28 protein-coding genes, 1 other RNA gene and 1 riboswitch are annotated in these 24,910 nt (G+C 65.7%); of the genes, 9 read left to right on the top strand and 20 right to left on the bottom strand.

All coding sequences use genetic code 11. The features are described from left to right. Window positions 1–83: 83 nt before the first annotated feature. Window positions 84–644, bottom strand: a complete 561-nt coding sequence (locus tag BI347_RS02035) for an acetate uptake transporter (protein WP_071115193.1) — start codon at window positions 642–644, stop codon at window positions 84–86. Window positions 645–981: 337 nt separating this feature from the next. Here BI347_RS02035 and BI347_RS02030 point away from each other — a divergent pair, with 337 nt between their 5' ends. The 4 genes from BI347_RS02030 to rlmH all read left to right on the top strand — a co-directional run bounded on the left by BI347_RS02030 (window position 982) and on the right by rlmH (window position 3,199). Continuing rightward, the gene (locus BI347_RS02030; RefSeq protein WP_071111463.1) at window positions 982–1,563 is read left to right on the top strand and encodes a beta-class carbonic anhydrase; all 582 of its coding nucleotides are present in this window, start codon (window positions 982–984) and stop codon (window positions 1,561–1,563) included. Then, on the top strand, window positions 1,560–2,198 hold the full coding sequence (gene nadD / locus BI347_RS02025) for a nicotinate-nucleotide adenylyltransferase (protein ID WP_071115192.1): 639 nt from the start codon (window positions 1,560–1,562) through the stop codon (window positions 2,196–2,198). Before BI347_RS02030 ends, nadD begins: the two co-directional genes overlap by 4 nt. 87 nt (window positions 2,199–2,285) lie before the next feature. Continuing rightward, entirely contained in the window at window positions 2,286–2,654 is a 369-nt protein-coding gene (rsfS, locus tag BI347_RS02020) for a ribosome silencing factor (RefSeq protein ID WP_071111465.1), read from the top strand. Window positions 2,655–2,728: 74 nt separating this feature from the next. Further along, on the top strand, window positions 2,729–3,199 hold the full coding sequence (gene rlmH / locus BI347_RS02015) for a 23S rRNA (pseudouridine(1915)-N(3))-methyltransferase RlmH (protein ID WP_071115191.1): 471 nt from the start codon (window positions 2,729–2,731) through the stop codon (window positions 3,197–3,199). A 43-nt stretch (window positions 3,200–3,242) separates the two neighbouring features. Here rlmH and BI347_RS02010 read toward each other — a convergent pair whose 3' ends face one another. The 3 genes from BI347_RS02010 to BI347_RS02000 form a co-directional block, all read right to left on the bottom strand. After that, window positions 3,243–3,641 carry a hypothetical protein gene (locus tag BI347_RS02010; protein WP_071111467.1) on the bottom strand — a complete coding sequence of 133 codons (399 nt, stop codon included), beginning with the start codon at window positions 3,639–3,641 and terminating at the stop codon, window positions 3,243–3,245. Window positions 3,642–3,823: 182 nt separating this feature from the next. After that, on the bottom strand, window positions 3,824–5,101 hold the full coding sequence (locus BI347_RS02005; protein WP_071115190.1) for an MFS transporter: 1,278 nt from the start codon (window positions 5,099–5,101) through the stop codon (window positions 3,824–3,826). A gap of 123 nt (window positions 5,102–5,224) precedes the next feature. Next, complete coding sequence (locus tag BI347_RS02000; RefSeq protein ID WP_204377987.1) at window positions 5,225–6,103, bottom strand: LysR family transcriptional regulator; 879 nt, start codon at window positions 6,101–6,103, stop codon at window positions 5,225–5,227. A gap of 38 nt (window positions 6,104–6,141) precedes the next feature. Between BI347_RS02000 and BI347_RS01995 the strand changes: the two genes are divergently transcribed. Further along, window positions 6,142–7,413, top strand: coding sequence for an MFS transporter (locus BI347_RS01995; RefSeq protein ID WP_083338637.1), 1,272 nt, complete (start codon window positions 6,142–6,144; stop codon window positions 7,411–7,413). 46 nt (window positions 7,414–7,459) lie between these two features. Here the strand turns inward: BI347_RS01995 and holA are convergent, their stop codons facing one another. The 5 genes from holA to BI347_RS01970 form a co-directional block, all read right to left on the bottom strand. Next, a complete protein-coding gene (holA, locus tag BI347_RS01990) occupies window positions 7,460–8,464 on the bottom strand; it encodes a DNA polymerase III subunit delta (protein WP_071111471.1) in 1,005 nt (334 codons plus the stop codon). Next, entirely contained in the window at window positions 8,445–9,002 is a 558-nt protein-coding gene (locus BI347_RS01985) for an LPS-assembly lipoprotein LptE (protein ID WP_071111472.1), read from the bottom strand. Before BI347_RS01985 ends, holA begins: the two co-directional genes overlap by 20 nt. 78 nt (window positions 9,003–9,080) lie before the next feature. After that, window positions 9,081–11,699 (bottom strand): leucine--tRNA ligase, encoded by a 2,619-nt coding sequence (gene leuS / locus BI347_RS01980; RefSeq protein ID WP_071115189.1) that lies wholly within the window; start codon window positions 11,697–11,699, stop codon window positions 9,081–9,083. 121 nt (window positions 11,700–11,820) lie between these two features. Continuing rightward, a complete protein-coding gene (locus BI347_RS01975) occupies window positions 11,821–12,594 on the bottom strand; it encodes a sulfite exporter TauE/SafE family protein (RefSeq protein WP_071115188.1) in 774 nt (257 codons plus the stop codon). Next, window positions 12,588–13,052 carry an EVE domain-containing protein gene (locus tag BI347_RS01970; protein WP_071111475.1) on the bottom strand — a complete coding sequence of 155 codons (465 nt, stop codon included), beginning with the start codon at window positions 13,050–13,052 and terminating at the stop codon, window positions 12,588–12,590. The genes BI347_RS01975 and BI347_RS01970 overlap by 7 nt, the downstream gene beginning before the upstream one ends. A 130-nt stretch (window positions 13,053–13,182) precedes the next feature. Between BI347_RS01970 and BI347_RS23915 the strand changes: the two genes are divergently transcribed. Next, a complete protein-coding gene (locus BI347_RS23915; RefSeq protein WP_158020702.1) occupies window positions 13,183–13,344 on the top strand; it encodes a hypothetical protein in 162 nt (53 codons plus the stop codon). Window positions 13,345–13,360: 16 nt separating this feature from the next. Here BI347_RS23915 and BI347_RS01965 read toward each other — a convergent pair whose 3' ends face one another. The 8 genes from BI347_RS01965 to BI347_RS01930 form a co-directional block, all read right to left on the bottom strand. Further along, window positions 13,361–13,687 carry a DUF1294 domain-containing protein gene (locus tag BI347_RS01965; RefSeq protein WP_239690803.1) on the bottom strand — a complete coding sequence of 109 codons (327 nt, stop codon included), beginning with the start codon at window positions 13,685–13,687 and terminating at the stop codon, window positions 13,361–13,363. Continuing rightward, on the bottom strand, window positions 13,687–14,295 hold the full coding sequence (locus BI347_RS01960; protein ID WP_071111477.1) for a 5-formyltetrahydrofolate cyclo-ligase: 609 nt from the start codon (window positions 14,293–14,295) through the stop codon (window positions 13,687–13,689). Before BI347_RS01960 ends, BI347_RS01965 begins: the two co-directional genes overlap by 1 nt. Before the next feature lie 6 nt (window positions 14,296–14,301). Further along, window positions 14,302–14,485, bottom strand: a non-coding RNA gene (gene ssrS, locus BI347_RS01955) — 6S RNA. A gap of 36 nt (window positions 14,486–14,521) precedes the next feature. After that, window positions 14,522–14,833 (bottom strand): cell division protein ZapA, encoded by a 312-nt coding sequence (locus BI347_RS01950; protein ID WP_071111478.1) that lies wholly within the window; start codon window positions 14,831–14,833, stop codon window positions 14,522–14,524. Then, a complete protein-coding gene (locus BI347_RS01945) occupies window positions 14,830–15,039 on the bottom strand; it encodes a hypothetical protein (protein WP_043578911.1) in 210 nt (69 codons plus the stop codon). Before BI347_RS01945 ends, BI347_RS01950 begins: the two co-directional genes overlap by 4 nt. Before the next feature lie 21 nt (window positions 15,040–15,060). Continuing rightward, window positions 15,061–15,933: a cobalamin-binding protein gene (locus tag BI347_RS01940; protein ID WP_071111479.1), complete on the bottom strand. Its 873-nt coding sequence runs from the start codon at window positions 15,931–15,933 to the stop codon at window positions 15,061–15,063. Then, on the bottom strand, window positions 15,930–16,457 hold the full coding sequence (gene cobU / locus BI347_RS01935) for a bifunctional adenosylcobinamide kinase/adenosylcobinamide-phosphate guanylyltransferase (protein WP_071115187.1): 528 nt from the start codon (window positions 16,455–16,457) through the stop codon (window positions 15,930–15,932). Before cobU ends, BI347_RS01940 begins: the two co-directional genes overlap by 4 nt. Window positions 16,458–16,468: 11 nt before the next feature. Beyond that, the gene (locus tag BI347_RS01930) at window positions 16,469–18,307 is read right to left on the bottom strand and encodes a TonB-dependent receptor domain-containing protein (protein WP_071111481.1); all 1,839 of its coding nucleotides are present in this window, start codon (window positions 18,305–18,307) and stop codon (window positions 16,469–16,471) included. Window positions 18,308–18,452: 145 nt separating this feature from the next. Then, window positions 18,453–18,661: riboswitch (cobalamin riboswitch) on the bottom strand. Between the two features lie 127 nt (window positions 18,662–18,788). Here BI347_RS01930 and cobT point away from each other — a divergent pair. Genes cobT through cobS form a run of 3 tightly spaced genes read left to right on the top strand, consistent with a single transcriptional unit; the run spans window position 18,789 to window position 21,144 of the window. After that, the gene (cobT, locus tag BI347_RS01925; RefSeq protein ID WP_071115186.1) at window positions 18,789–19,823 is read left to right on the top strand and encodes a nicotinate-nucleotide--dimethylbenzimidazole phosphoribosyltransferase; all 1,035 of its coding nucleotides are present in this window, start codon (window positions 18,789–18,791) and stop codon (window positions 19,821–19,823) included. Beyond that, window positions 19,820–20,422, top strand: coding sequence for a histidine phosphatase family protein (locus BI347_RS01920; protein WP_071115185.1), 603 nt, complete (start codon window positions 19,820–19,822; stop codon window positions 20,420–20,422). The genes cobT and BI347_RS01920 overlap by 4 nt, the downstream gene beginning before the upstream one ends. Further along, complete coding sequence (gene cobS, locus BI347_RS01915; RefSeq protein ID WP_071115184.1) at window positions 20,410–21,144, top strand: adenosylcobinamide-GDP ribazoletransferase; 735 nt, start codon at window positions 20,410–20,412, stop codon at window positions 21,142–21,144. The genes BI347_RS01920 and cobS overlap by 13 nt, the downstream gene beginning before the upstream one ends. An 8-nt stretch (window positions 21,145–21,152) precedes the next feature. Here cobS and BI347_RS01910 read toward each other — a convergent pair whose 3' ends face one another. The 3 genes from BI347_RS01910 to BI347_RS01900 all read right to left on the bottom strand — a co-directional run bounded on the left by BI347_RS01910 (window position 21,153) and on the right by BI347_RS01900 (window position 24,835). Then, window positions 21,153–22,736, bottom strand: coding sequence for a diguanylate cyclase domain-containing protein (locus BI347_RS01910; RefSeq protein ID WP_158020700.1), 1,584 nt, complete (start codon window positions 22,734–22,736; stop codon window positions 21,153–21,155). Between the two features lie 165 nt (window positions 22,737–22,901). Then, entirely contained in the window at window positions 22,902–23,870 is a 969-nt protein-coding gene (gene speB / locus BI347_RS01905; protein WP_071111486.1) for an agmatinase, read from the bottom strand. Window positions 23,871–24,025: 155 nt separating this feature from the next. Then, the gene (locus tag BI347_RS01900; RefSeq protein WP_083338634.1) at window positions 24,026–24,835 is read right to left on the bottom strand and encodes a YoaK family protein; all 810 of its coding nucleotides are present in this window, start codon (window positions 24,833–24,835) and stop codon (window positions 24,026–24,028) included. Window positions 24,836–24,910 lie beyond the last annotated feature (75 nt).

The raw sequence follows: 24,910 nt of genomic DNA, 5'->3' as shown, positions 1-24,910 counted from the left end.
TGCTTGGCGTTCGGCGCTCCGGAATGAAAAATGCCGCCCGCCTGCGACAGGCGGACGGCAGCGCTTGGCGCCGACGGATGCGTTCAGCGCGCGCCGATCGGCAGCACGCTTCGACCGTATTGCTCGTTGATCACGGTGGCCATCGCCAGATACACAGCGCTGGCGCCGCACACGATGCCCTCAAAGCCGGCGATGACGCCGATGGCGGCGCTGCCGGTGAAGTCGCGCGCCGCCAGCAGGAAGAACAGCACGGTCAGCGAGGCGAAAACAAATTGCTTCATGCGCGGATAGTTGACGGTGCCCGCCAGCATGAACAAGGTGAACACGCCCCACAGCAGCAGATACCAGGCCATATAGCCTGGCGGGGTAGCGTCGGCCAGGCCCAGCTTGGGCAGCACCAGCAGCAGCACCAGGCTCAGCCAGAACAGGCCGTAGGACAGGAAGGCGGTGACGCCGAAGGTGTTGCCGCGGCGGAATTCCATGACGCCGGCGGCGAGTTGCGCCAGGCCGCCGTAGCACAGGCCCATCGCTAGCACCATGGCGCTGAGCGGGAAAAAGCCGGCGTTGTGGATATTCAAGAGTATGGTGGTCATGCCGAAGCCCATCAGGCCCAGCGGCGCCGGGTTGGCCAGTTTTTCGTTCACGAAAGCGCTCCAGATAAGCGGTCATTAATATTAGGGAGGCGCGATTCTAGGCAAGCCCGCCCTCCCCGGCAAGCACCTGGATCAAACCTTGCGCCCGGCAGCGCGCCGCCCCGGCGGCGGCGCTCTTGAAAAGAGCCGGCCGCCACTCCAGTTATTTCCGTCGCCAATGCCGCAAATTCCACCCCGGCGGGGGCAACTGGTGATAGCATGCCGCGCGGACTGGAGCAAAACCTCTAGAGCGCATTGAGCTGCGTTTTCCTACCCGTCATGGCGGCGATGCGGGAAAATACAGCTGAATACGTTCCATTTCCGTCATCTGCACAGGAAAACCACAAGCATGGACCGACTGAATACCCTGCTCGACCACAACCGCGCCTTTGTCGAAAGCCGCGAATACGAGCAATACAAGACCGACAAGTTTCCCGGCAAGGGCTTGGCGGTGCTGGCCTGCATGGACGCCCGCTTGGTGGAATTGCTGCCCAAGGCGATGGGCCTGAAGAACGGCGACGCCAAGCTGATCAAGAACGCCGGTGCGCTGATCACCCACCCCTGGGGCTCAGTGATGCGCAGCCTGATCGTCGCCGTGTACGAGCTGCGCGCCGACGAGATCTGCGTGGTGGCGCACCGCGATTGCGGCATGCGCGCAATCGACCCCAAGCACATCCTCGACCACGCGGTGGAGCGCGGCATCCCGGAAGAGACCATCGCCACTCTGCGCAATGCCGGCATCGACCTGGACAACTGGCTGAAAGGTTTCGACAACGTCTCCGACAGCGTGCGCCACTCGGTGCAGACCATACGCAACCACCCGCTGATGCCCAAGGACATTCCGGTGCACGGCCTGGTGATCCACCCGTCCACCGGTCGGCTGGAAGTAATCATCAACGGCTACGGCGAAGAGAGCCACACCGCCGCATGAGCGCGCGCATCGGGGTGTTCGGCGGCACCTTCGACCCGATCCATCTGGCCCATCTGCGCATGGCGCGCGCCTTCGCCGAAGAGCTGGCGCTGGACCGGGTGCTGCTGATCCCCGCCGGCCTGCCCTACCACCGCGCCCGCGGCGCGCGCGCCAGCGGCGAGCAGCGGCTGGAAATGGTGAGGCTGGCGATAAGCGGCGACGCCCGGTTTCAAGTCGATGACCGCGAAATCCGCCGCCGCCGCCCGGCCTATACCGTGGACACACTGCGCGAGCTGCGCGGCGAGCTGGGAGATGGCGCCGAGTTGTGGTTTCTGATCGGCGGCGACTCGCTGGCCGCCCTCGACAGCTGGAAGGAATGGCGGCAGTTGTTCCAGCTCGCCAACCTCGCCGTCGCCATGCGTCCCGGCTTCGATTGGCAGACGCTGCCGACGGAAGTGCAACAGCAGTGGCAAGCCCGCCAAGTATCTGATTTTTCAAATCGAACGGCTTCCGGTACAATCCGCCCCCTGGCCCTGCCGCCGCTCGATCTGTCCGCCACCCGCCTGAGGGCGTTGCTGACCGCCGGGCAGCCGGTGGATGGCCTGATCGACCCGGCCGTGCTGGCCTACATTCGCCAGCAGCGGCTATACCAATAAACGGGCGGCGGCGCAGCCGCCCTCGCTCTTTGTGGTACCTCTTGCCGGCGCCTGTGCCTGCTACGTACCGGCACAGGAAAAGGAATCATGGATATTCAAGCAATCAGCAAACTGGCAGTGGAAGCCCTGGAAGACATCAAGGGCAAGGACATCATCGAGCTGGACACCAGCAACCTCACCTCGCTGTTCCAGCGCATGATCGTCGCCACCGGCGACTCCAACCGCCAAGTCAAGGCGCTGGCCAACAACGTGCAGGTCACCCTGAAGGAAGCCGGCGTGGACATCGTCGGCAGCGAAGGCCACGAAAGCGGCGAATGGGTGCTGGTTGACGCCGGCGACGTGGTGATCCACGTAATGCTGCCGGCCGTGCGCGACTACTACGACATCGAGGCGCTGTGGGGCGGCCAGAAGCCCAGCTTCGCCATCGGCGCCGCCAAGCCGTGGTCGGCGGTATAAACCGCTGACGCGCTGACGGGGAGGCCCTTCCCCGTCATCCTCTTTCCCGTTTCATCCCGCAAGCCCCATTCCCGATGAAAATCACCATTCTCGCCGTCGGCACCAAGATGCCGCGCTGGGTGGACGAAGCCTATTCCGATTACGCCAAACGCTTCGGCCGCGACATCACGCTGGAACTGAAAGAGATCAAACCGGAAAAACGCGGCGGCGGCGTCACTGCGGAAAAGGGCATCGCCGCCGAGCACGAACGCCTGATCGTCGCCATCCCGCCGCGTTCGCGGCTGGTGGTGATGGACGAGCGCGGCAAGAGCTGGACCTCGCTCAAGCTGGCCGAGGGATTGAAGGAATGGATGGCCGGCGGCGACGACGTGGTGTTCATCATCGGCGGCGCCGACGGCCTGTCGTTGGAGTTGAAGCAGCGCGCCGAGGTGCTGCTGCAGCTGTCGGCGATGACGCTGCCGCATGGCATGGTGCGGGTGATGCTGGCCGAACAGATCTACCGCGCTTACTCCATCCTCAACAACCATCCCTACCACCGCGAATGACAAAGCCACGCCGAACGCGTGGCCCCGTCGCGCATCGCCGCGCCTAGCCTTGCGGGCGCTTGCTCAGCGCGGCGCTCACCCGGCTCCTCCTCAGCGGCCACAGCAGGCCGATGCCCAACAGCACCGCCAGGCCATTGGCCAGCACGCCCGCAATATGCAGATAGCCCCAGTGGCCCAGCAACCCGCCATACAGGTGATTGAGCCCCAGCAGCAAGGACAGCCCGCACAGCAGCCCCACCAACTGGCGCTCGGACTCCGGCTCGGCGTGCAGCCGGCACAATAGATAAGTCGCCAATACCAGATCGAAAATCGCGATCTCGCACTGCCAGCCCTCCGACACCGCCCAGACTGTGCCCGCCGCCATGAATTGCGGCGCCGTCAGATGGCCGATGGCGCTGACGATAGCCGCAAACGCCCACGCTCTCACATACCAAGTGCCCATATAGCCCCCTTTAAGGTATTGAACGCAAAACGACGCACTGCACCGGCACGCCAGTGCCTATTTTTAATGCATGGGCAGCAAGCTGCCCGCACCTTATCCAGCAATGACGCCGGGAACGGTAAAACGCGCCTCAGTTATCCACAGCAAACCACAAAACCCGGCCTTATCCACAAACTCACGGTTCAAGCCATCCGCCAGCCGCGCAGACGCCGGTTGATCAACAGCACCCAGACCGCCGTCAACAGGCAAAGTCCGCCTGAAATCATCGTCGCCAGCGTGTAGCTGCCCAGGCTGTTGCGCAGCATCCCGGCCCCGAGCGCCGCAAAAGCCGCCCCCAGCTGATGCCCGGCGACGATCCAGCCAAACACCACCGGCGCCTGCTGGCTGCCGAAACTGTTGGTGGTCAGCTTCACGGTAGGCGGCACCGTCGCCACCCAATCCAGCCCGTAAAACATGGCGAATAGCGGCAGGCCAAAGAAATATTCCAGCCCGAAGGCATACGGCAGGTAGATCAGCGCCAGCCCGCGCAGGCCGTAATAGCAAAATAGCAGGGTTTGCGGAGGAAAGCGGTCGGATAGCCAGCCCGACAACGTGGTGCCCAGCAGATCGAACATGCCCATCGCAGCCAGCATGCTGGCACCGCGCACCGGCGTCAGGCCGTAATCGCCGCACATCGCGATGAAATGGGTGCCGATATAGCCATTGGTGCTGGCGCCGCAGACGAAGAAACTGGCGAACAGCAGCCAGAAGTCGCGCGACTTCGACGCGCGGCCCAGCGCGTCGAAGGCTATCCGCACCGGGTTGTGGTGCAGAGCCGGCTGGAGCGGAGCGTCTTCCGGCTCGCCCAATGCGCGCAAACCCACGCTGGACGGCCGCTCCGGCAACAGCAAGACAACCAGCGGCATGATGCAGGCGGCAGCGATGGCCAGCAGCCACACCGTGCTGCGCCAACCATGCTGTTCGGTCAGAAAGGCCATCAGCGGCAGAAACACCAGCTGGCCGGTGGCGGAGCTGGCGGTGAGGATGCCCATCGCCAGACCGCGATGGCGGACGAACCAGCGGCTGACCACCGATGCGCCCAGCGTCATGGCGGTCGCCCCGGTGGCGCAGCCAACCATCAGCCCCCACAACAATTGCAGTTGCCAGTTGCTGCGCATCAGGCTGGACAAAGCCACGCTGGCCGCCAGCATGGCCAGCGCCGCCAACACCGTGCGGCGCAAGCCGAAACGCAGCATCGCCGCCGCCGCGAACGGCCCCATCAGGCCGAACAGCGCCAGGTTGATCGCCAGCGCGGTGGAGATGGCGGAACGGCTCCAGCCGAACTCATGCTCCAGCGGCACCATCATCACCCCGGGAGCGGAGCGGATGGCGGCGGTGATCAGCATCACCAGGAAGGTCACGGCAATCGCAATCCAGGCATAGTGGAAGCGTCCGCCCGTCCAGTCGCGCAATCCGCTCATGCCTTCGCCTCCGCCAATAGATCAACGTTTTAAACTTAGCCAGTCGGATGGGGCTCCGCACCTCCGATTGCTGCGCGCCGGCGAGCCATTCAACTTATCAACAACTATCCCGCGATGACGATTTTATCCACAGCATGCGGCCGCCCACTCGCGCATGCAGCCGACAAACGCCTCCAACCGGGCAGACATGCCGCGCGACGACGGCCACAGCAGCCAAAGCCTTATCTCCTCTCCGTTTTCGCTGTTCAATAGCGGCCGCAAGCTGCCATCTTCCAGTTCGCGGCGGATGGAGATGTCCGGCAGACAGGCAATGCCTTGTCCCTGCAACACAAACTCCAGCCGCGCATGCACGCTGTTGCACACCAGCGCGCGCGGCAGAACGGCATCGGCCAAGGGCCACGCCTCCAGCTTGCCGCTATTGGGCGAGCGGTAATGGATCAGCCTGTGGCCCGCCAGCTGCGCCGGGATGTCCGGCTGGCCATGGCGGGCCAGATAGTCCGGCGCGGCGACGATGAGGCGGCGGAAACCCGGCAAGGCCAGGCTGCGCAGCTTGCCCCCATCGCCCGTGCCCACACGGATGGCGGCGTCAAAGCCCTCCTCGATGAGGTCCACATTGCGCTCGCTGTAGTCCAGCTCCAGCGACACCTCGGGGTAGCGCTGCTGGAAAGCCGCCAGCTCCGCCATCATCACCCCGCCTATCGGCGGCAGGCTCAGCCGCAACAGGCCGTCGGGCAAGCGGCCCGCCCGCTCCAGTTCCGCGCGCATGGCTGCGGCCTCCTCCAGCATGCGCCGGCCGCGACTCAACACTGTCGCGCCTTCCGCCGTCAACGCCAGCGCGCGGGTACTGCGCTGCAAGAGCCGCGCGCCCAGCGCCGTCTCCAGGCGGCCGACGCGCTTGCCCACTGCCGACGCCGACACGCCCAACACCCGTCCGGCGCCGACAAAGCTGCCCTGTTCGGCCACCGCGATGAACACCGCCAGATCACTGATTGAAGCCAGCACATTCCCTCCTTTCCGGAGCGGAAAGTGTAACGCCATTCATGCCAAATAGCTCCGCAGAGTGCGGAGCGGCCGCTGGCTGTTTCCGGCCGGAGCAGGCGGTTAGGCTGGAGCTTTTCTTGCACCCAGGTATCGCCATGTCTTCTCCACGCCTGTTGAGCCCCGCCTTGTTGACGCTGGTGGTAGCCGCTTTCGCCATCGGCACCGCCGAATTCGTCATCATGGGCCTGCTGCCCATCATCGCTGCAGATTTACGAATCGACCTGCCCCGCGCCGGCTATCTGGTTTCCGCCTATGCGCTGGGCGTCGTGGCCGGCGGCCCCTTGCTGGCCGGCCTCATTGCCCGCCTAGAGGAAAAACGCGCCTTGATGGCGCTGATGCTGATTTTCATCGCTGGCAACCTCGCCTGCCTGCTGGCACCCAAACTGATGCCTTTATTGCTTGCGCGCGTGCTGACCGCGCTTTGCCACGCCAGCTTCATCGGTGCCGCAGCGGTCATGGCGTCGCGGCTGGCGCCGCCGGGCATGGAGGGACGCGCAATGGCCTTGATGTTTTCTGGCATGACGCTAGCCAATGTGCTGGGCGTGCCGGCGGGCACGCTGATCGGCCAACTGAGCGGCTGGCGGACCAGTTTCGCCGTCGTGATGACGCTGGGCATAGTCGCCTTGCTGTTGATACGCTGGCAGGTCCCGGACCGGACCGGCGACAAACAGACCGGCATCCAGCCACCGCGTCTACCTGGCATGGTCTGGTGCGCGCTGCTCTGCAGCGTGCTGGCTGCCAGCAGCATGTTTGCTTTCTTCACCTATCTGCTGCCGCTATTGAACCAGATCAGTGGCCTGCCGCTGGAATACGCCAGCCCGGTCTTGCTGCTGTGCGGGATGGGTTTGGTGATAGGCGGGTGGCTGGGCGGCCGCTTGACGGACTGGAACCTGAGCCGTGGTCTGGTGCTGACATTGCTTCTGCTATGCGCCAGTCTGATTTGCTTTTATCTGCTCGCCGCGCGGCTGAGCCTGGCGCTAACGCTGATGACGATGTGGGGAAGCATGGCGTTCGCCTTGTGCATGCTGTTGCAGGCACTGGTGATCCGTCTGGCGGGGCAAGCCGCAGCTCGCGCCTCCACGTTCAATGTCGCTGCCTTCAATCTGGGTAACGCGCTGGGAGCCTGGCTGGCCGGTGGGCTGCTGGATCAAGGCGGATCATTAGAGCGACTCAGCCTACTCGCCGCGGGCCTGGCCGGCCTGACCTTGCTCGCTACGCTTGGCGTATTGCATGGCAGTGCTGCCCAGCGCGCACGCTTCGCCAATGCATAAAAAAAACAGGCCGCATTTGCGACCCGTCGTGATAGTAGACATCGGCTCAGGCGGCCAGCAAGGTCGCCAATGCCCGCATGGTCTGCCAGGGCTCGCCCGGCTCCACGCCTTTGATCTGGCGGTCGATGCGCGCGCACTCGGACAACGCCTGCATCAGCTTGCGCGGGCCGATGCGGCGCAAGGCCGGTTCGGCCAGCTTCTGCTTGTCGCCCCACAGCCTGAGCTCGCGCGCCATGTCGCGCAGCTGGCGGCCGTCCTTCAGCCCCTGGCGCAGCCTGAGCAGCATGCGCACGTCCTCGGATAACGACCACAACACCAGCACCGGCGCCTCGCCTTCGGCCATCAGGCCATCCAGCATCCGCATCAGCCGCGGCGTATCGCCCGCCAGCCAGGACTCGGACAGCTGGAACACGTCGAAACGCGCGACATTGGCCACCGCCACCTGCAAATCCGCCAGGCTCAGTTCGCCCTTGGGGTACAGCAACGCCAGCTTGTCCACCTCCTGGCGCGCGGCCAAGAGATTGCCCTCCACCCGCTCGACGAAGAACTCCAGCGCCTCGCTGCCCAACTGCTGGCCCTGGGCCTTCAGCCGGCGGGCAATCCAGCCCGGCAGTTCGGAGCGCCCCACCGGCCGCGCCTCCACCGCCAGGCCGGCCTTTTCCAGCGCGACGAACCACTTGCCCTGCTGCTGGGTCTTGTCCAGCTTGGGCAGGGTGATCAGGACGATGGTGTCCTCGGGAGGATTCGCCGCCAAACGCTGCAGCGCCTCGCTGCCCTCAGTTCCGGGCTTGCCGCCGGGAATGCGGATCTCCAGCAGCTTCAGCGAGGCGAACAGCGACACGCTGCTCATCGCGTCGACCAGCTGCGACCAATCGAAACCCGCCTCCACCGTCAGCACCTCGCGCTCCAGATAGCCCGCCTGCCGCGCCGCCAGACGAACCGCATCGGCAGCCTCCAGCGCCAGCAGCGCCTCCTCGCCGTGCACCAGGTACAACGGCGCCAGTCCCTTGCCCAGCGCCGCGTTCAGCGCGTCAGGGCTGAGGGACGGCATTGGCCGGCTTCAGGCTTTGCGGTCCGGCCGGCGCGGCGGACGGAACTTTCAGATAGGCCAGGCGGCGCACGATCTGCTCGGCGGCGTCGCGGCGCGCGTCGGCCCATAGCAGGTTCTCCTCCTGCTCCTTGCCCAGCACCGCGTTATCCGAATAGTTCATGCTGCGGCGCACGCTCACATCCATGTCCGGCTCGATCGGCACTCCGCCCAGCACCACCCGCACCGTGGCGGTATAGGTCAGCTGGTACTCGTTGATCTTGCCGCCGGCGTTGATGGTGAGAATGTCCTTGGACTGGTTCTCGTTCAGCACGCTGACCACCGCCTGCGCCTCCTTCGGACCCGCAGTCAGCGTCAGCTTCGGGTTGCGCGCCAGCACGGTGCGCAAATCGCTCCCGATGCTGACATTGGCCGCCTCCAGATACAGGGTGGAGAACGGCAACTCCTTGATGGTGCCGCCCAGGCCGCGCAGATGGAAGCCACAGGCGCTCAGCAGCACGACCAGGCCGGCCAGCAACAGGCAGTTCAGGCTTTGTTTCATATCACTCCCCAGATGGCGGAAGGCCCGCCAGGCAAAGCGGCGAAGGCAGAGCAGGCTGCCCCGCGCCGCGGCCGGTTTTCAGACTACGATGTTCACCAGGCGGCCCGGCACCACGATGATCTTCTTGGCCGGCTTGCCTTCCATGAACTTCTGCACGTTGTCGTGCGCCAGCGCCGCGGCCTCGATGACATCCTTGCCGGCGTCGGCGGCCACGGTGACGCTGCCGCGCAGCTTGCCGCACACCTGCACCATCAGCTCGATCTCGCTCTTCACCAATGCCGCCTCGTCCACCGCCGGCCAGGCCTGCGCCAGAATGTCGGTGCCAGGCTTGAGCTGGCTCCAGATGGCATCGGTGATGTGCGGCACGATGGGCGACAGCATGATGGCGACGGCTTCCAGCACTTCCTGCGCCACCGCGCGGCCGGCCGCGCCGCGGGTATCGGCCTTGTCGTAGGTATTGAGCAGCTCCATCACCGCGGCGATGGCGGTGTTGAATTGCTGGCGGCGGCCGTAGTCGTCGGCCACTTTCTGGATGGTGGCGTGCAGCTTGAAGCGCAGCTCTTTCTGGCTGGCGTTCAAGTCGCCGCCGGCGTACGGCGCGACCACGCCGGCCTCGACATGCTCGCGCGCCACTTTCCATAGCCGCTTGAGGAAGCGGAACGAGCCCTCCACCCCGGCGTCGGACCATTCCAGGCTTTGCTCCGGCGGCGCGGCGAACATCATGAACAGGCGCGCGGTGTCGGCGCCGTAGTTCTCGATGAATTCCTGCGGGTCGACGCCGTTATTCTTGGACTTGGACATCTTCTCCACCCCGCCCACCACCACCGGCAGGCCGTCGACGCGGTGCGTGGCGCCGACGATCTTGCCCTTGGCGTCGCGTTCCAGCACCACGTCCTGCGGGGCGATCCAGTCCTTGCTGCCGTTGGGCAGGTCGCGATAGAAGGTTTCGCAGATCACCATGCCCTGGCACAACAGCTTCTTGAACGGCTCGTCGGTGGAGACCAGGCCTTCATCGCGCATCAGCTTGTTGAAGAAGCGCGCGTACAACAGGTGCAGGATGGCGTGTTCGATGCCGCCCACGTACTGGTCTACCGGCAGCCAGTAGTCGGCGGCCTGCTTGTCCACCATCGCGGTGTCGCAATTGGGGCTGGCGTAGCGCGCGTAATACCAGCTGGACTCCACGAAGGTGTCCATGGTGTCAGTCTCGCGCTTGGCCGCGCCGCCGCATTTCGGGCAGCTGGTCTCGTAGAATTCCGGCATCTTGGCCAGCGGCGAGCCGCTGCCGTCCGGGATGACGTTTTCCGGCAGCACCACCGGCAGCTGATCGGCCGGCACCGGCACGTCGCCGCAAACCGCGCAATGAATGATGGGAATCGGGCAGCCCCAGTAGCGCTGCCGGCTGATGCCCCAGTCGCGCAGGCGGTATTGGGTTTTTTTCTGGCCGGCGTTCTTGGCCTGCAGGTCGCCGATGATGGCGTCGAAAGCCGCCTGGTAGCCCAGTCCGTCGTATTTGCCGGAATTGACGGTATGGACGGTGTCGTCCTTGGCGCCATACCACTCCTGCCATTGCGTCGCGTCGTAGCCGCCGTCGCCTGCGATCTTGGCGATCACCTGCTTGATCGGCAGCGAGTATTTGTTGGCGAACTCGAAGTCGCGCTCGTCGTGCGCCGGCACCGCCATCACCGCGCCCTCGCCGTAGCCGGACAAGACGTAGTTGGCAATCCATACCGGCAGCTTTTCGCCAGTCAGCGGATGGATGACGAACAGGCCGGTGTCCATGCCCTTCTTTTCCATCTTGGCCACATCGGCCTCGGCCACCGAGCCAGCCTTGCATTCGGCGATGAAGGCTTGCAGCTCCGGCTTGCCGGCTGCGGCCTGGGCCGCCAGCGCGTGCTCGGCGGCGACGGCGACGTAGGTGGCGCCCATCAGCGTGTCCGGACGGGTGGTGTAGACCTTCATCACGCCTTCGTGACCGACGCTCGCCACGTCGTAGGCGAAGGACACGTCGGAGCCATGGCTCTTGCCTATCCAGTTGCGCTGCATGGTCTTGACCTGTTCCGGCCAGTCTTCCAGCTTGTCCAGGTCGTTCAGCAATTCTTCGGCGTACTGGGTGATGCCGAAGTAGTACATCGGGATTTCGCGCTTTTCCACCAGCGCGCCGGAGCGCCAGCCGCGGCCGTCGACCACCTGCTCGTTGGCCAGCACGGTCTGGTCCACCGGGTCCCAGTTGACCATGCCGTTCTTCTTGTAGATCACACCCTTTTCAAACAGACGGGTGAACAGCCACTGCTCCCAGCGGTAGTAGTTGGGCTTGCAGGTGGCCAGCTCGCGCTCCCAGTCCAGCGCGAAACCCAGGCTGTCCAGCTGGGTCTTCATGTATTCGATGTTGGCGTAGGTCCAAGCGGCCGGCGCGCCGCCGTTCTTCATCGCCGCGTTCTCGGCCGGCAGGCCGAAAGCATCCCAGCCCATAGGCTGCAGCACGTTGAAGCCCTGGAAGCGCTTGAAGCGCGCCAGCACGTCGGTGATGGTGTAGTTGCGCACATGGCCCATGTGCAGCTTGCCGGACGGATACGGGAACATCGACAGCGCGTAGTACTTGGGACGGGAAACGTCTTCCACCGCCTTGAAGGCTGCGGTTTTCTGCCATTTCTGCTGCGCGGCGCTTTCCAGCTCGCGCGGGGAGTAGTGTTCTTGCATGTCCGGTGTCTTTTTTATTCAGAAATTCGGGAAGAATGACTCGATTATATCGGCAAAAGCGGTAAAAAGGGGACGGGATGAAATGGACAGGATGTCCGATTTCTTTACAAAAACAAGGCGTTCATAGCAGGCGGTATAGCATCTCGCTGGCCATCGCCGCCATCAGCAGCGCGAACGCCTTCTTCAGCCGCGCCACCGGCAGCCGGTGCGCCATCCGGGCGCCGAACGGCGCCAGCAGCACCGTCATCGCCATCAGCGCCGGCATGGCCGGCAGATAGACGAAGCCCGCGCTGCCCCAGGGCAGGCCGGTGGCCGTCCAGCCGCTGATCAGGTAGCCGAGCGCGGCGCTGGTGCCGATGGCGCTGGGCACCGGCACATTGCACCAGCTCATGAAAGGCACGCTCATCGAGCCGCCGCCTATCCCCACCCAGCTGGAAACCATGCCGATGACGCCTCCCGCCGCGCCTTGGCCGGCCCAGCCCGGCATCTCGCGCCCGGCGGCCGGCTGGCGGCCGATCAGCATCTGCGCCGCCACCGCGTAGGCATAGACCACGAAGAACCAGCGCAGCGCCAGCCCGGGCACCCAGCCCGCCAGCAGGCTGCCGGCAAAGGTGCCCAGCACCATAGCCGGGGCCATGCCGCGCACGATGCGCCAATCCACCGCGCCTTTGCGATGGTGGGCGCGCACGCTGGACGCGCTGGTGAACACCATCACCGCCAGAGAAGTCCCCACCGCCAGGTGCTGCGCATGCTCGCCGCCCAGCGCCGCGGCGGACAACACGCCCGCCAGCACCGGCACGATGACCAGCCCGCCGCCGACGCCCAGCAAGCCGGCGAGGAAACCGGCGACGGCGCCGCAGGCCAGCAGCGCGGCGATCAAGGGCAGGCTCAACATCCGAGCACTTGCGCAGTCAGATAGGCCCATTCCTCGGCGCTGACCGGCGTGATGGACAAGCGGTTGCCGCGCTTGAGCACCGCCATGCCGTCCAGCGCCGGATGCGCGCGCAGCTCAGCCGGCGGCACCAGCCGCGTCTTTTTCACGAAGCGCACGTCCACGCACTGCCAGCGCGGGCTGGCCGGATCGGATTTGGGGTCGTGATAGGGGCTGTCGGGGTCGAACTGGCTGGAATCGGGGTGGGCGGCCGCCGCCACCTCCGCGATGCCGGCGATGCCCGGCTCCGGGCAGGACGAGTGCCAGAACAGCAGCAGGTCGCCCGGCCGCATGTCGTCGCGCATGAAGTTGCGCGCCTGGTAATTGCGCACGCCGGTCCATTCGAACAGCCGCAGCGGTTCCGCGGCCAGGTGGTCGATCGAGGTTTCGTCCGGTTCGGACTTCATCAGCCAGTAGCGCATGGGCAATATCTGTTAATCGCTGAGCAAAAGGAGAAAGACTTGCTCAATCTTACTGGAAAGATTGCGGCGTATGCTGATTTCAACCGGATCCGCGCGTGGTCCGGCCCATAGCAGAATCGGGAGAACGAAAATGAAACAATGGATCCTGGCCGTCGCCGTGATCGGCAGCCTGAGCGGCTGTGTGGTGGAGCCGCCGCGAGTGGGCATCGCGCCCGTCGTGGTGAGGCCCGCGGTGGTGGTGCCGGTGGCGCCGGCCTACTATTATTACGGCCCGCACTACGGCTGGCGCTGAGCCGCGCCCATCCGGGTCAGGATGGCCGGTAAAACCATAACCATGCATAGGGCAGCGCCAGATTGGCCAGCGCCGCCAGCCGGTAGATCAGCAGGAAAGGCTGCTTGCGGGTCTTGTGGCGGAAACAGCGCTGCGCCAGAAAAGCGGCCGGCCAGCCGCCGGCCAGATGCAACAGCTGCAGCCTGGCCTCCGGTATGCGCCAGGCGCCGCGCAAGGCGGCGCGTTTGTCCCACCAGTAGGCGGCGAATGTCGGCAACGCCGCCAGCGCGCAAGGCAGCCACCACCACCAACTGAGCTTGCCCAGCAGGCTGGCGGCCAGCAGCGGCAGCAATAGCAGCGGCATCAATCCTCTCCCCGCGCGCTCAGCCGCCGCAGGCCCGACTCGGTCAAAAGATAGTCCAGACGAATGTCCCAGGGTTCGCGCGGCAGCGCCGCCACCCGCTGGCAATCGAAAGCCACGCCCACCAGCAGCGGCTTGCCGTGCAGGGCGTGGCGACGGCGGAAGGCCAGCGTGCTGTCGTAAAATCCGCCGCCCTGCCCTATCCGGTAACCATCGCCGTCTATCCCCAGCAAGGGCACGAACACCACGTCCAGCCGTTCGGCGCGCAAGCGGGCGCCGGCGTATTCCAGAATGCGGTAGCGGGGATGCAGATACCAGCGGTCCGCCGCGCCCAGCCGGGTGAACCACAGCCGGCGGCCGCGGCGCGGAATCTGCGGCAGATAGACCCGCGCGCGGCGCCACAAGGCGGCATTCAGCAAGGCGGCCAGATCCAGCTCGGAACCGGCGGCCAGATAGCCGCCTATGCGCTTGCCGCGCCTCAAGAGGCGCGAGGCGTGACGGGCGATGGCCTGCGTCGCGGCGGCGCGATAGGCCGGCGTCAAGGCCATGCGGGCGCGTCGGAGCTCACGGCGCAGCGCCGGCTTATCGATTTTTTGGGAGATATCGGTCATGGGGGGGAGACCCCCGCGAGTGCCGTTCGGGCTAAATTCGCTTGTACCCTGTTTCCAGGATGGGCCGCCTGCCAGACATTTCGGGCGCGTTCACGAAGGAACGCGGCACGCCCATGTCTCACGCTGGCAACCAGAAGCGAACGCATTGGTACAAAGGAATTGTGCGCCGTCACGAGCACCGCAGGGGATAAACTGACCTGTAGTGCGAGCCTGAAACCGGCTGTCGCTAGAACAGCGGTTGCTGACTCTGGCGAAGCGCGGCATCCGCCGCTTCGCCCATATCGCGTATCTTACGCTGAAACGCCGCCATCTCCAAGCCCTCGCCCACTTTTGTTTTCAGCAGGTCGTGCGCGATGTTGAGCGCGGCCATGATGGCGATCTTGTCGGCGTCCATCACCTTGCCGTGCTGCTGGATGGTGGAGATCTTGCCCTCCAGCAGACGCACCGCCTCCAACAGGGTTTCCTGCTCGCCTTGCGGCGTGCCGATGGTGAAATGACGGCCCAACAGTTCGATCTCGACCTGAACCACGTCGCTCATTGCTCATCCTCCGGCGCGCCCGGCAGGCGGGCCACCAGGGCCGCCACCCGGCTGCGGGTTTCGTTGACGCGGAAATTCAGCTCGGCATTTTCCTTCAGCGCTTCGGACAGCGCCTCGGCAAAGCGGCCGTTCTGGGTTTCCAACTCCCGGATGCGGGCGATCAGCGCCGCGACGCGGGATTCCAGATATTCCAGTTCATTGTCCATGCCGGCGAGGATAACGGGCGGCTAGTTGGGCGTCAAACCCAGCCGCTGGCGCGCGGCGTCAAGCCGCTCGCACAAGGCGGCTGCGCCCTCCACCAACCGCGGCCCGGGAATGCTGATGGCGTCGCCCGGCAGCGCGAACAGCGCCGCGTGGGCCACTGCCGGCACGCCGCCCCAACGCCGCCACATCGCCAGCGTCGCCTCGTCGGCCGCCAGGATGGCCTGTGGCTGCGCCGCCACGACCGAGGCGGTGGACACTTGCGGCGCCGGCAGCGGCAGGTCGGCAAACACATTGACCCCGCCGCAGATGCGGATCAGCGCATCGATATAGCTCTTGCCGCTGATGGTGAAAATCGGCGTCTGGCTCAACTGGTAAAACACCCGCACCGGCGCGCGGCCGCCGTAGCGCTGCTGCAGCGCCGCCAGCCGCTGCCGGTATTGGGCGGCGGCCCGCACCGCGGTCGCCTCGGTGCCGGACAGCCGGCCCAGCTCGCCGATTTCCAGCGCCACATCGCCCGGCTGCAACGGGTGGCTGATGAACACCGGCACGCCCATGCGCCGCAGGCGCTCCAGTTCGCGTGGCGTGCCGCCGTCCCGCCAGGCCACCACCAGGTCCGGGCGCTGGCGCAACACCGCCTCCAGGCTGAAGCCGGTGAAGCCGCCTACCCGCGGCAGCTTTTTCGCTGCATCCGGGTGGTCGCTGTATTCGACGGTGGCCACGACCCTATCTCCGGCGCCGGCCGCGAACAGCAGCTCCGTCGCATGCGGCGCCAGGCTGACGATGCGCCGCGCCGGCTGCGGCAACGTCACCACGTTTCCAGCGCCATCCGTCACGCTGATGGCGGCCTGCGCGATGCCCGCCAGCAACAGGCCCAGCAGGCCCAGCCAATGTTTCATTCCACGTTTCCCTTCAAGGCCAGCGGCAGGCCGCAGGCCATCAGCGTCACCCGGTCGCAACGCGCCGCCGCCTGCTGGTTGAGCCGCCCCAGCTCGTCGACGAAGCGGCGGGTTTCTGCATCCCCGGCCACCACGCCCCAGCCCACCTCGTTGCTGACCAGCAGGATTTCGCCGCGCCCTTGCTCCAGCGCCGCCAGCAGCGCATCGCGCTCGGCATCATAGCCGGGTTGATCGAAGCCTTCGGCGCCGAAGAAACGCATCAGCCACATGCCCAGGCAATCGACCAGCAGCAAGCCGTCGATGCGGTCATGGGCGGCGATGACGGCCGCCAGGCCGCGGCCGGCCTCGGCCAGCTGCCAGTGCGCCGGCCGTTGCGCGCGGTGCCGTTCCACCCTGGCTGCGAATTCGGCGTCGCGCACCTCGGCGGTGGCCAGATAGCGCACCGGGCCGCGATGCCGGCGCGCCAGGCTTTCCGCATAAGCGCTCTTGCCGCTGCGGGCGCCGCCGCTGATCAGATGGGGCATGGTTTATACCTTTACTGGCTGTAACGCACACCGAGGAAGGCCCCCAAGCCGCCGGTGTTGTAGCCATAGACAGTTTGATACTCGCGATCAAACAGGTTTTCCACCCTAGCAGTGGCGGTCCAGCTCTTGGCGAAATGGTAATCGACATAGGCGTTGGTCACGCCATAGCCATGCAACGTCACATTGGAATAATTGTCGTAGCGAACCGAGGCGATCTGCTGCTCCACACCGGTCGTCCAGCGTCCCCAATCACGGCTGGCGGTGAAGTTGGCGCTTTGGCGCGGCCGGAAAGCCAGCCATTGACCAGTCGAGTCGTCGCGGGCGTCCAGCAGGGTGACGTTGCCGCTCAGATCAACATCCGCCAACTTGGTCTGCCCCTCCAAGCTCAAACCACGGATGGTTGCGTGTTTGATATTCAACGAAGTGCTGATGCCATTGCCCAGCGAGCCAGAGGAGATCAGATTGCTGATCTGGTTATGGAAACCTGTCAGACGGAAGGAGCTACCCTGATGCCGATATTCCAGCCCCAGCTCGGTATTGATCGAACTCTCCGGCTTCAGATTAGGGTTGCCCTGATAACCGTAGGCCAGCGGGTAGTAGAGGTCATTGAAGGTCGGCGCCTTGTAAGCCGTACCATACCCGGCCCGAATCTGCCAGCCTTCGGCGAAACGATAGCCATAATCGACCTTGCCGGTGGTCTTGCCGCCAAACTGGTCATCATGATCGCGCCGCACGCTGGCTTGCAGCAGGTATTTATCCAGGTCCAACTGATAAGTCAGGAAACCGGCGTTGGTGCTGCGCGTATTCTTGGTAAACACGCTATCGCTTTCGACTTTCTGATCGCCATGCGTGGCTCCCAGTATGAACTTGCCGAAATCAGTCGACAGGTCATTTTGCCACAACCACTCGTTCTGTGTGGTCTGGTACAGGCTGTTGCGCTGGCCACCAGTAACGTCGCTGAAGGTTTCCTGCTTATCCTGGCTGTGGCTGAAACGCAGCGTACTGGTCCAGATATCGGTGAACTGATTTTTCGACTCTAGACTCTGGCCAGTCAGCCGGGTCTTAGTCCAATCCTGGCCAATGGGGTTCTGATCAAAGTCGGCCTTGGCAAAGCTCTGGAATAGCCGCACCGTCAGATCGTGGCCCGGCGCAAGCGTTTGGGTCAGATTGGCGCTGTAGCTATCCGTGTTGTAGCCATCATTGTCCGGATTATAAGAATAAGCATTGCTCGGATTGGTAGCCGAGAAACCATCCGACTGCGCATGGCTCAACTGCAGGCTATAAGCCGTATTGCCTTGCACCCCCGCAACACCGGCGGTCAGTTTGCCAGTGCCGCGATTGCCTACCTCAAGACCCGCGTTGAAATGCGGCTCGCCCTCGCCCCTGCGGCTAATGATCTGGATCACGCCGCCTATCGCATCGGCGCCATACAGGCTGGAAGCCGGGCCGCGCAGGATCTCAATGCGTTCGATCTGCTCCAACGGAATGCTCTGGATTGCCGTCGTACCAGAAGTAGCCGAAGAAATACGCACCCCATCCACCAACACCACCGTATGGCTGCTGTTGGTCCCGCGCATGAAGATATTGCTGAGGGTTCCTGGGCCGCCATTGCCAGTGATTGTTATCGCAGCCTGGCGCGACAACACCTGCTGCAGAGTCTGCGCGCCGCTCTCCTCGATTTCCTCGCGGGTGATCACGGTGGCGTCGGCTAGGGTCTTGGATAAGGGCTGGGGAGCGCGGCTGGCGGTGACGATCACCGGATCGCCGGCGAATTCGGGCAGATCGGCGGCCTGGGCAAGGCCGGCGCAGGCCATCGCCACCAGGGCGGCGCAGGTTTGAGGCTTGAACATGAAACACACTCCACGGTTTGAACAGTGTCCCGCCTGGCGGGAAATCGCGAGTGCGAAGAGGATATGACTTGAGAGCGCGCCGCGGCGATGCCGGACCGTCTGTCGGATCGCCTCCCCGCGATACTCCAGTAGCCGTCCGGCTTCCATCCGGACGTTGCTGCAGGCCGGTCTCCGGGCTTGGTCCTGCCAGCGGCATGCCTTCCCGTCGAAACCGACAGTGGCGTGTGAATGCCGCCTGGGCGCGTGGCGCCAGACCTTACCGTTGCGGGGGCAGCGCCGGATTGTCCACCGGCTTCCCGTTTCACCCGCGCGCCTGATTTGGCGGCTGCGGGCACCTGCAAGCGGCGGATTATACCTTGCCGGGCTTATGGCGGCATCGCTCAAGCGGTAATATGCTTAGAGTCCAAACCGCCGGTGCCGGCGGCAGGCATATTTCATCGATCACCGGGCCTCTCGGCCCCGTCTTCCAGCAGGCTCGACCATGAACAGCAGCAAACCCCTGGACTTCTCCGCCCGCAACGCCGCCCGTAGCCGCCAGGCCATACTCACCAAACCGCCCGGCAGCCTGGGCCAACTGGAGGAGCTGGCCTGCCGCTTCGCCGCCTGGCAAGGCCGCGCCTGCCCCGAGCCGCTGCGACCCGCCATCACCGTGTTCGCCGGCGACCACGGCGTCACCGTCGAAGGCGTATCCGCCTTTCCGGCCGAAGTCACCGCCGCGATGGTGCGCAACTTCGCCAATGGCGGCGCGGCCATTTGCGTGCTGGCCCGCGCGCTGGACGCCAGGCTGGAAGTCGTCGACGTGGGCGTGGCCGGCGACGTGGCCGCCTTGCCCATCGTCCACGCCAAGGTGCGCGCCGGCAGCCACAATCTGGCCAAGCAGTCGGCGCTTAGCGCCGAGGACACCCTGGCCGCGCTGGAGGCCGGCCGCGCCGCCGCCCGCCGCGCGGTGGAGGCCGGCGCCAACCTGCTGATCGCCGGCGACATGGGCATAGGCAACACCACCGCCTCCGCCGCGCTGATCTGCCGCCTCACCGGCGCCGCGCCGGAACTGGTGGTGGGCCGCGGCACCGGCGTGGACGATGCCGGCCTGGCCAACAAGCGCCGGGTGGTGAAGACCGCGCTGGCGCGGGTCGCCTGGGAAAACCTCAGCGGCCAGGACACGCTGGCTGAGCTGGGCGGACTGGAAATCGCCGCGATGGCCGGCTTCTATCTGGAAGGCGCCCGCCTGGGCGTGCCCTCGCTGGTGGACGGCTTCATCGCCAGCGCCGCCGCGCTGTGCGCCAAGTCGATGGAGCCGTCGCTGCACGACTGGCTGCTGGCCAGCCACCGCTCGGCGGAGTCCGGCCACGATCTGGCGCTGGCGGCGCTGCAGCTGCATCCGCTGCTGGATCTGGGGCTGCGGCTGGGCGAGGGCTCCGGCGCCGCGCTGTGCGTGCCGCTGCTGCAAATGGCGGTGAGACTGCACAACGAGATGGCCACCTTCGCCGAGGCGGGCATCAGCGGCCAATCGGCATGAATCCGTACACCCTCACCCTGCTGCGCCATGGCGAGATCGACCACGACGGCCGCCTGATCGGCCTGACCGACCTGCCGCTGACCGAACACGGCCAACAGCAGCTGGCGCGCAGCTGGCAGCGCATCAGCAGCCTGGCGCCGGTGACCGCCATCGCCAGCTCGCCGTTGCAGCGCTGCCGCGAATTCGCGGTGCGCCAGGCGCTCTCCGGCTCGCTGGCCCTTAAAGTGGACCCGCGCTTCGCCGAAATCGACTTTGGCGACTGGGACGGCCAGCCGCTGGCAGAGCTGGAACACCAGCATCCCGACTGGAGGCAGCAACTGGCCGACGGCGGCTTCACCCCGCCCGGTGGCGAAAGCTACGAGCAGTTCCGCACCCGGGTGCTGGCCGGCCTGTCCGAATGGATGACCACCGCGCGCGGCAGCCACCGCCTGCTGGTGACCCACGGCGGCGTGATCACGGTGCTGATGGCGGAGCTGCTGGGCACCAACTTCTCCGTCGCCAAGCTGATGACGGTGCAGCGCGGCGGCTTCGTTCAGCTGTCGATGCTGGAAGACCATCCAGCCTATCTGCTGCGGCTGGAGTCCTCATGCGTGGACTGATCCTGGCGGTGCAGTTCCTCACCCGGCTGCCCACCCCGCAGCTGGCGGATTTCCGCCCGGAATGGCTGGCCGCCAGCGCGCGCTGGTTTCCGGCAGTGGGCCTGATCATAGGCGCGCTGCTGCTGGCAGCAATGCGGCTTGGCGCCCAGGTCGACCCCTGGCTGGCGGCGCTGCTGGCCTTGCTCGCCTGGGTCGCCGTCACCGGCGGCCTGCACCTGGACGGCCTGGCCGACCTCTCCGACGCGCTAGGCGCGGCGCACCGCTCGCGCGAGCGCTTTTTCGAGGTGCTGAAAGACCCGCATCTGGGCAGCTTCGGCGTGCTGTCGCTGTTGCTGGCGGTGATAGCCAAGCTGGTGCTGCTGATGCTGATCGCCCGCGGCGGCTCTCCCGCCTGGGGCCTGCTCTTGGTTCCAGCCTGGGCGCGCGCCTTCGCGGTGTTCTGGTCGGCCACGCTGCCGGCGCTGGCGCCGGGCAGCGGCGAACGTTTCGCTTGGCGCAAGGATTGGGCCGGCATGGCCCTCAATGGCGCCGCCCTCATGGCGCTGTCGGCCTGGCTGGCGCCGGCGCTGCTGCTGGCGCCGCTGGCGGGCCTGGCTTGGCGCGCGTATCTGCAGCGCAAACTGGGCGGCATGACCGGCGACTGCCTGGGCGCGGGCGTGGAGGTGTGCGAGATCGCGCTGCTGGGCTTGCTATTGTGCCGCGCCGCGCCGCATCTGGCCTGAGGCGGCGCTCAGTCGTCGGCGTCGACCTTGGGCGGCACATCCTGGCGCTTGCCGCTGAAGATCGCGTAATCGTTGCGGCCGCGCCGCTTCACCTCGTACATCCCGCGGTCGGCGTTGCAGCGCAGATCGCTGGCGGTGTCGCCGTGCTCGGGGTAGAAGGCGATGCCGATGCTGGCGCCCACCCGCGCCTGCCGCTCCCGCCCCAGCGCAATCGGCGCGGCGGCGGCCTCCAGCATCTGCCCGGCCAGCGCCACCGCGCGCGGAACCGCCTCGCCGCCGCTCAACACCACCATGAACTCGTCGCCGCCCAGCCGCACCAGCAATTCGTCCTGGACCAGCAGGGCGCGCAGGCGGCGCGCCACCTCTTTCAGCACCGCATCGCCCGCCTCATGGCCGTAGCTGTCGTTGATCAGCTTGAAATGGTCGAGATCCAGCATCATCACCGCCAGCGAGTGATGGGAGGCGGCCGCCTGCGCCACGCGCCGCGTCAGCAACTGCTCGCCGGCCAGGCGGCTGTAGACCCCGGTCAGGTGATCGTAGTCCGCCATCCGCCGCATCACCTCCTCCGAGGCCTTGCGTTCGCTGATATCGTAGAACAGGCACTGGTACAGCTGGCGGCCATCGTCATCCAGGCAGGCGCTCACGATCGCATGCAGCCAGCCGCGGCCGGTTTGCAGATCCTCCGCCATCGGCGCGCCGCTGCGGCGGCTCTCGTCGGCGCGCAGCCACAGCCGCTGCGGCTGCAGCAGCAACTCGGGAATCCACTCTCCCTGCTCATCCGGCGCCACCTCCCGCCCCAGCAATAGCCGGAACGCCGGATTGGACAACAGCAGCTTGCCATTGCCGTCCATCAGCAGGATGGCGACGCCGGCATGCTCGAACACGCCGCGAAAGCGCTTTTCCAGCAAGCGCAGATGCTCTCGCAGGCCTCTCTCGATATTCACCACCATCTGCACGGTGTTGAGCAGGCCGTTGATGTCGTCGGTCAGCCGCTCCAGTTCGCTGCCGCGCAAGCGCGCGCGCAAGGACAGCCGCTCCGATGAACCGGGCAGGATGCGATGCAATCGGGAGGACAAGCCCGCCAATGGACGGCTTACCAGGCCACTGGCCGCCAGGTAGACCGTGAGCGCGACGATCAGCGCCTGCCCCGCCAGCAACAGTCCCGCATGCCAGGCATTGAGCCGCGCCTGCTCGGCCATCCGCGGCAGGTCCGGCTCGACCTCCAGCCAGCCGGACGCTTCGCCAGAGGCGGAGGGCGACGGCAAGGCCAGCCAATGCCGCAGTTGATGCCGGCTCAGACCGGCGCGGACATCCAGCCCATTGCGACCGGTGAGGCGGGCATAGCGCACCAAGTCGCTGCTCGTCAGGCTAGCCACCACCTCCGCGGCGAGCGGCCGGTTGCCGCTGGCAGCAGCCGCCGCCGCCGGCCTGCGCAATACCGCCATCAGCTGCAGCACCGCGCGCTCGCCATCAGCCTGCGACGCCCGGCAACTATCCAGATACCCCCACCAGACCGACAGCATCGACAGCAGCAGGGCCATCGCCCCCGCCAACAACGCCAGTCTCAAGTGTATGGTCCACGCTATTCTCACCTCCGCTCCCATCGCTGCGGCAGCTTGCCTGCGTCGCGGCTACCGGTCCCGGCAATCAATCCCCTGTCATTTCTTCCGCCTACCATTCAACATAGCCCTCTTTTGGCGCGCCATGAAAAAACCACCCCGCGGGATGGTCGGCTGATTCCGGCTGCGGCAATCCGCTTACAACGTGCCCGCCACCTTCTTGTTGCGCATCAGGCACAGCATGTCACAGGCGATGTGGGCGGCGGCCAGCGCGGTGATTTCGCTCTGGTCGTAGCTGGGAGCCACTTCCACCACATCCATGCCGACGATGTTCAGATCGCCCAGATTGCGGATGATCTTCAGCGCCTGCGCGGTGGTCAGGCCGCCCGGCACCGGAGTGCCGGTACCCGGCGCGAACGACGGGTCGAGACAGTCGATGTCGAAGGTCACGTAGACCGGCGCGTCGCCTATGGTCTTCTTGATCTCGGCGATGGTGGCGTCGACGCCGTTGTCGTGCACCCACGGCGCTCCCAGCACGTTCAGGCCCATGAAGTCGTCGTTCCAGGTGCGGATGCCCACCTGCACCGATTTCTTCGGATCGATCAGGCCTTCCTTCACCGCCTTGTAGAACATGGTGCCATGGTTCAGGCTGTCCGGGCTGTCGTCCGGCCAGGTGTCGCAGTGGGCGTCGAAGTGCAGCAGCGCCAGCGGCTTGCCGTATTTCTCGGCGTGCGCGATCAACAGCGGGTAGGTGACGAAGTGGTCGCCGCCGAAGGTCAGCATCTTGGCGCCGGAGGCCAGGATGGTGCGGGCGTGCTCGATGATGGACGGCTTGATGGTGAGCGGATTGTGCGCGTCGAACCAGCAGTCGCCATAGTCGATCACCGCCAGGTCTTCAAACGGATCGAAGCCCCACGGGTAGGGCTTGAGCTCGGCCAGTTGCACGCTGGCGGCGCGGATGGCCTGCGGGCCCATGCGCGCGCCGGAACGGAAGGTCACCGACAGGTCCAGCGGGATGCCGGACACCACCACGTCGGCGCCTTCCAGATTGCGGCTGTAGTTGCGGCGCATGAAGGACAGCACGCCGGCATAGGTGTTTTCGATGGACGAGCCGTACAGGCCCTGACGGCGGATGGCGCCGTCGCCGTAGATCATTTCTTCACTCATTCCACTCTCCAGGCGAGAGTACGCCGAAATCATTCAAAACCATGATTTTTCATGACAATTGCGGCGATTGCCGTCCATCTTTCACAGCCGACGGCTTGAGGCTGCCGCGCCCCGTGGCGCGGAAACCCGCAGTGTGCCGGGATGAGGGACGTAGTTCAAGTCCGGCGCAAAGCGCCGGACTGCGCCTTGGCCGCCGCGAGCCGGATCCGCCACCAGCGCCAGCGCAGCTTGACGTCGTACCAGGCCGGCCTGAGGCCAAGCAGGAACAGCAGCAGCGCCAAAGGCAGCGTGAAGCCGAAACCCAGGTGTTTGAAGCCCAATGCGCCCACCACCCCGCCGGCGAAGAAGGACAGCAAGATCAGGCTGTAGACGCGGAATTTGCTCCGATTGGCGCGCACCGCCTGGACCCGCGGCCCCTGTTGGCGGTTGTAGTAGCTCATCTTGGCCAGCTCGATGCCGATGTCGGTGGCGATGCCGGTCATGTGGGTGCTGCGCAGAAGCCCGCCGGACAGCTTGGTGACGATGGTGTTGTGCATGCCCATGATGAAGCACAGCAGCATCACCGTCGGCGGCGTGAACAGGCCCTTGTGCAGCGACAAGCCGGCGCCCAGCAGTCCGAACAGCAACAGCAGCGCCGCCTCCTCCATCATCGACACGCCGTAACCGCCGCGCAGCCGCTGCCGCCGCGCCCACAGGATCAGCCAGGTGCTGTGCATCGCGCCGCCGATGAAGCAGCACAGCATCACCAGCAGAGACAGCGCCAGCCGCACCTCTCCCATCGCCCAGGCGTCGGCCATGCCGGAGACGACGCCGGAAACGTGGGAGGTATAGCGGTGCACCGCCAGGAAGCCGCCGGCGTTGATGGCGCCGGCGATGAAGGCCATCGACCAGCCCAGCTGGCGCAGCACCCTGTCGTTGAAGCGGCCGCGGTCCAGCAGCCTGGTAATGTGGAAGTATCGCGCCATATGCAGTAGACGAGGAAAACGGCGACAATTTGTCGCCGTTTCCGATACTGCGCCGCAACATGCCGAGAGGCAAGC

It is taken from the genome of Chromobacterium sphagni (assembly GCF_001855575.1).
Classification (GTDB): Bacteria; Pseudomonadota; Gammaproteobacteria; order Burkholderiales; family Chromobacteriaceae; genus Chromobacterium; species Chromobacterium sphagni.
The sequence above is the reverse complement of the archived record's forward strand: the minus strand, read 5'-3'. Positions and strand labels throughout refer to the sequence as shown.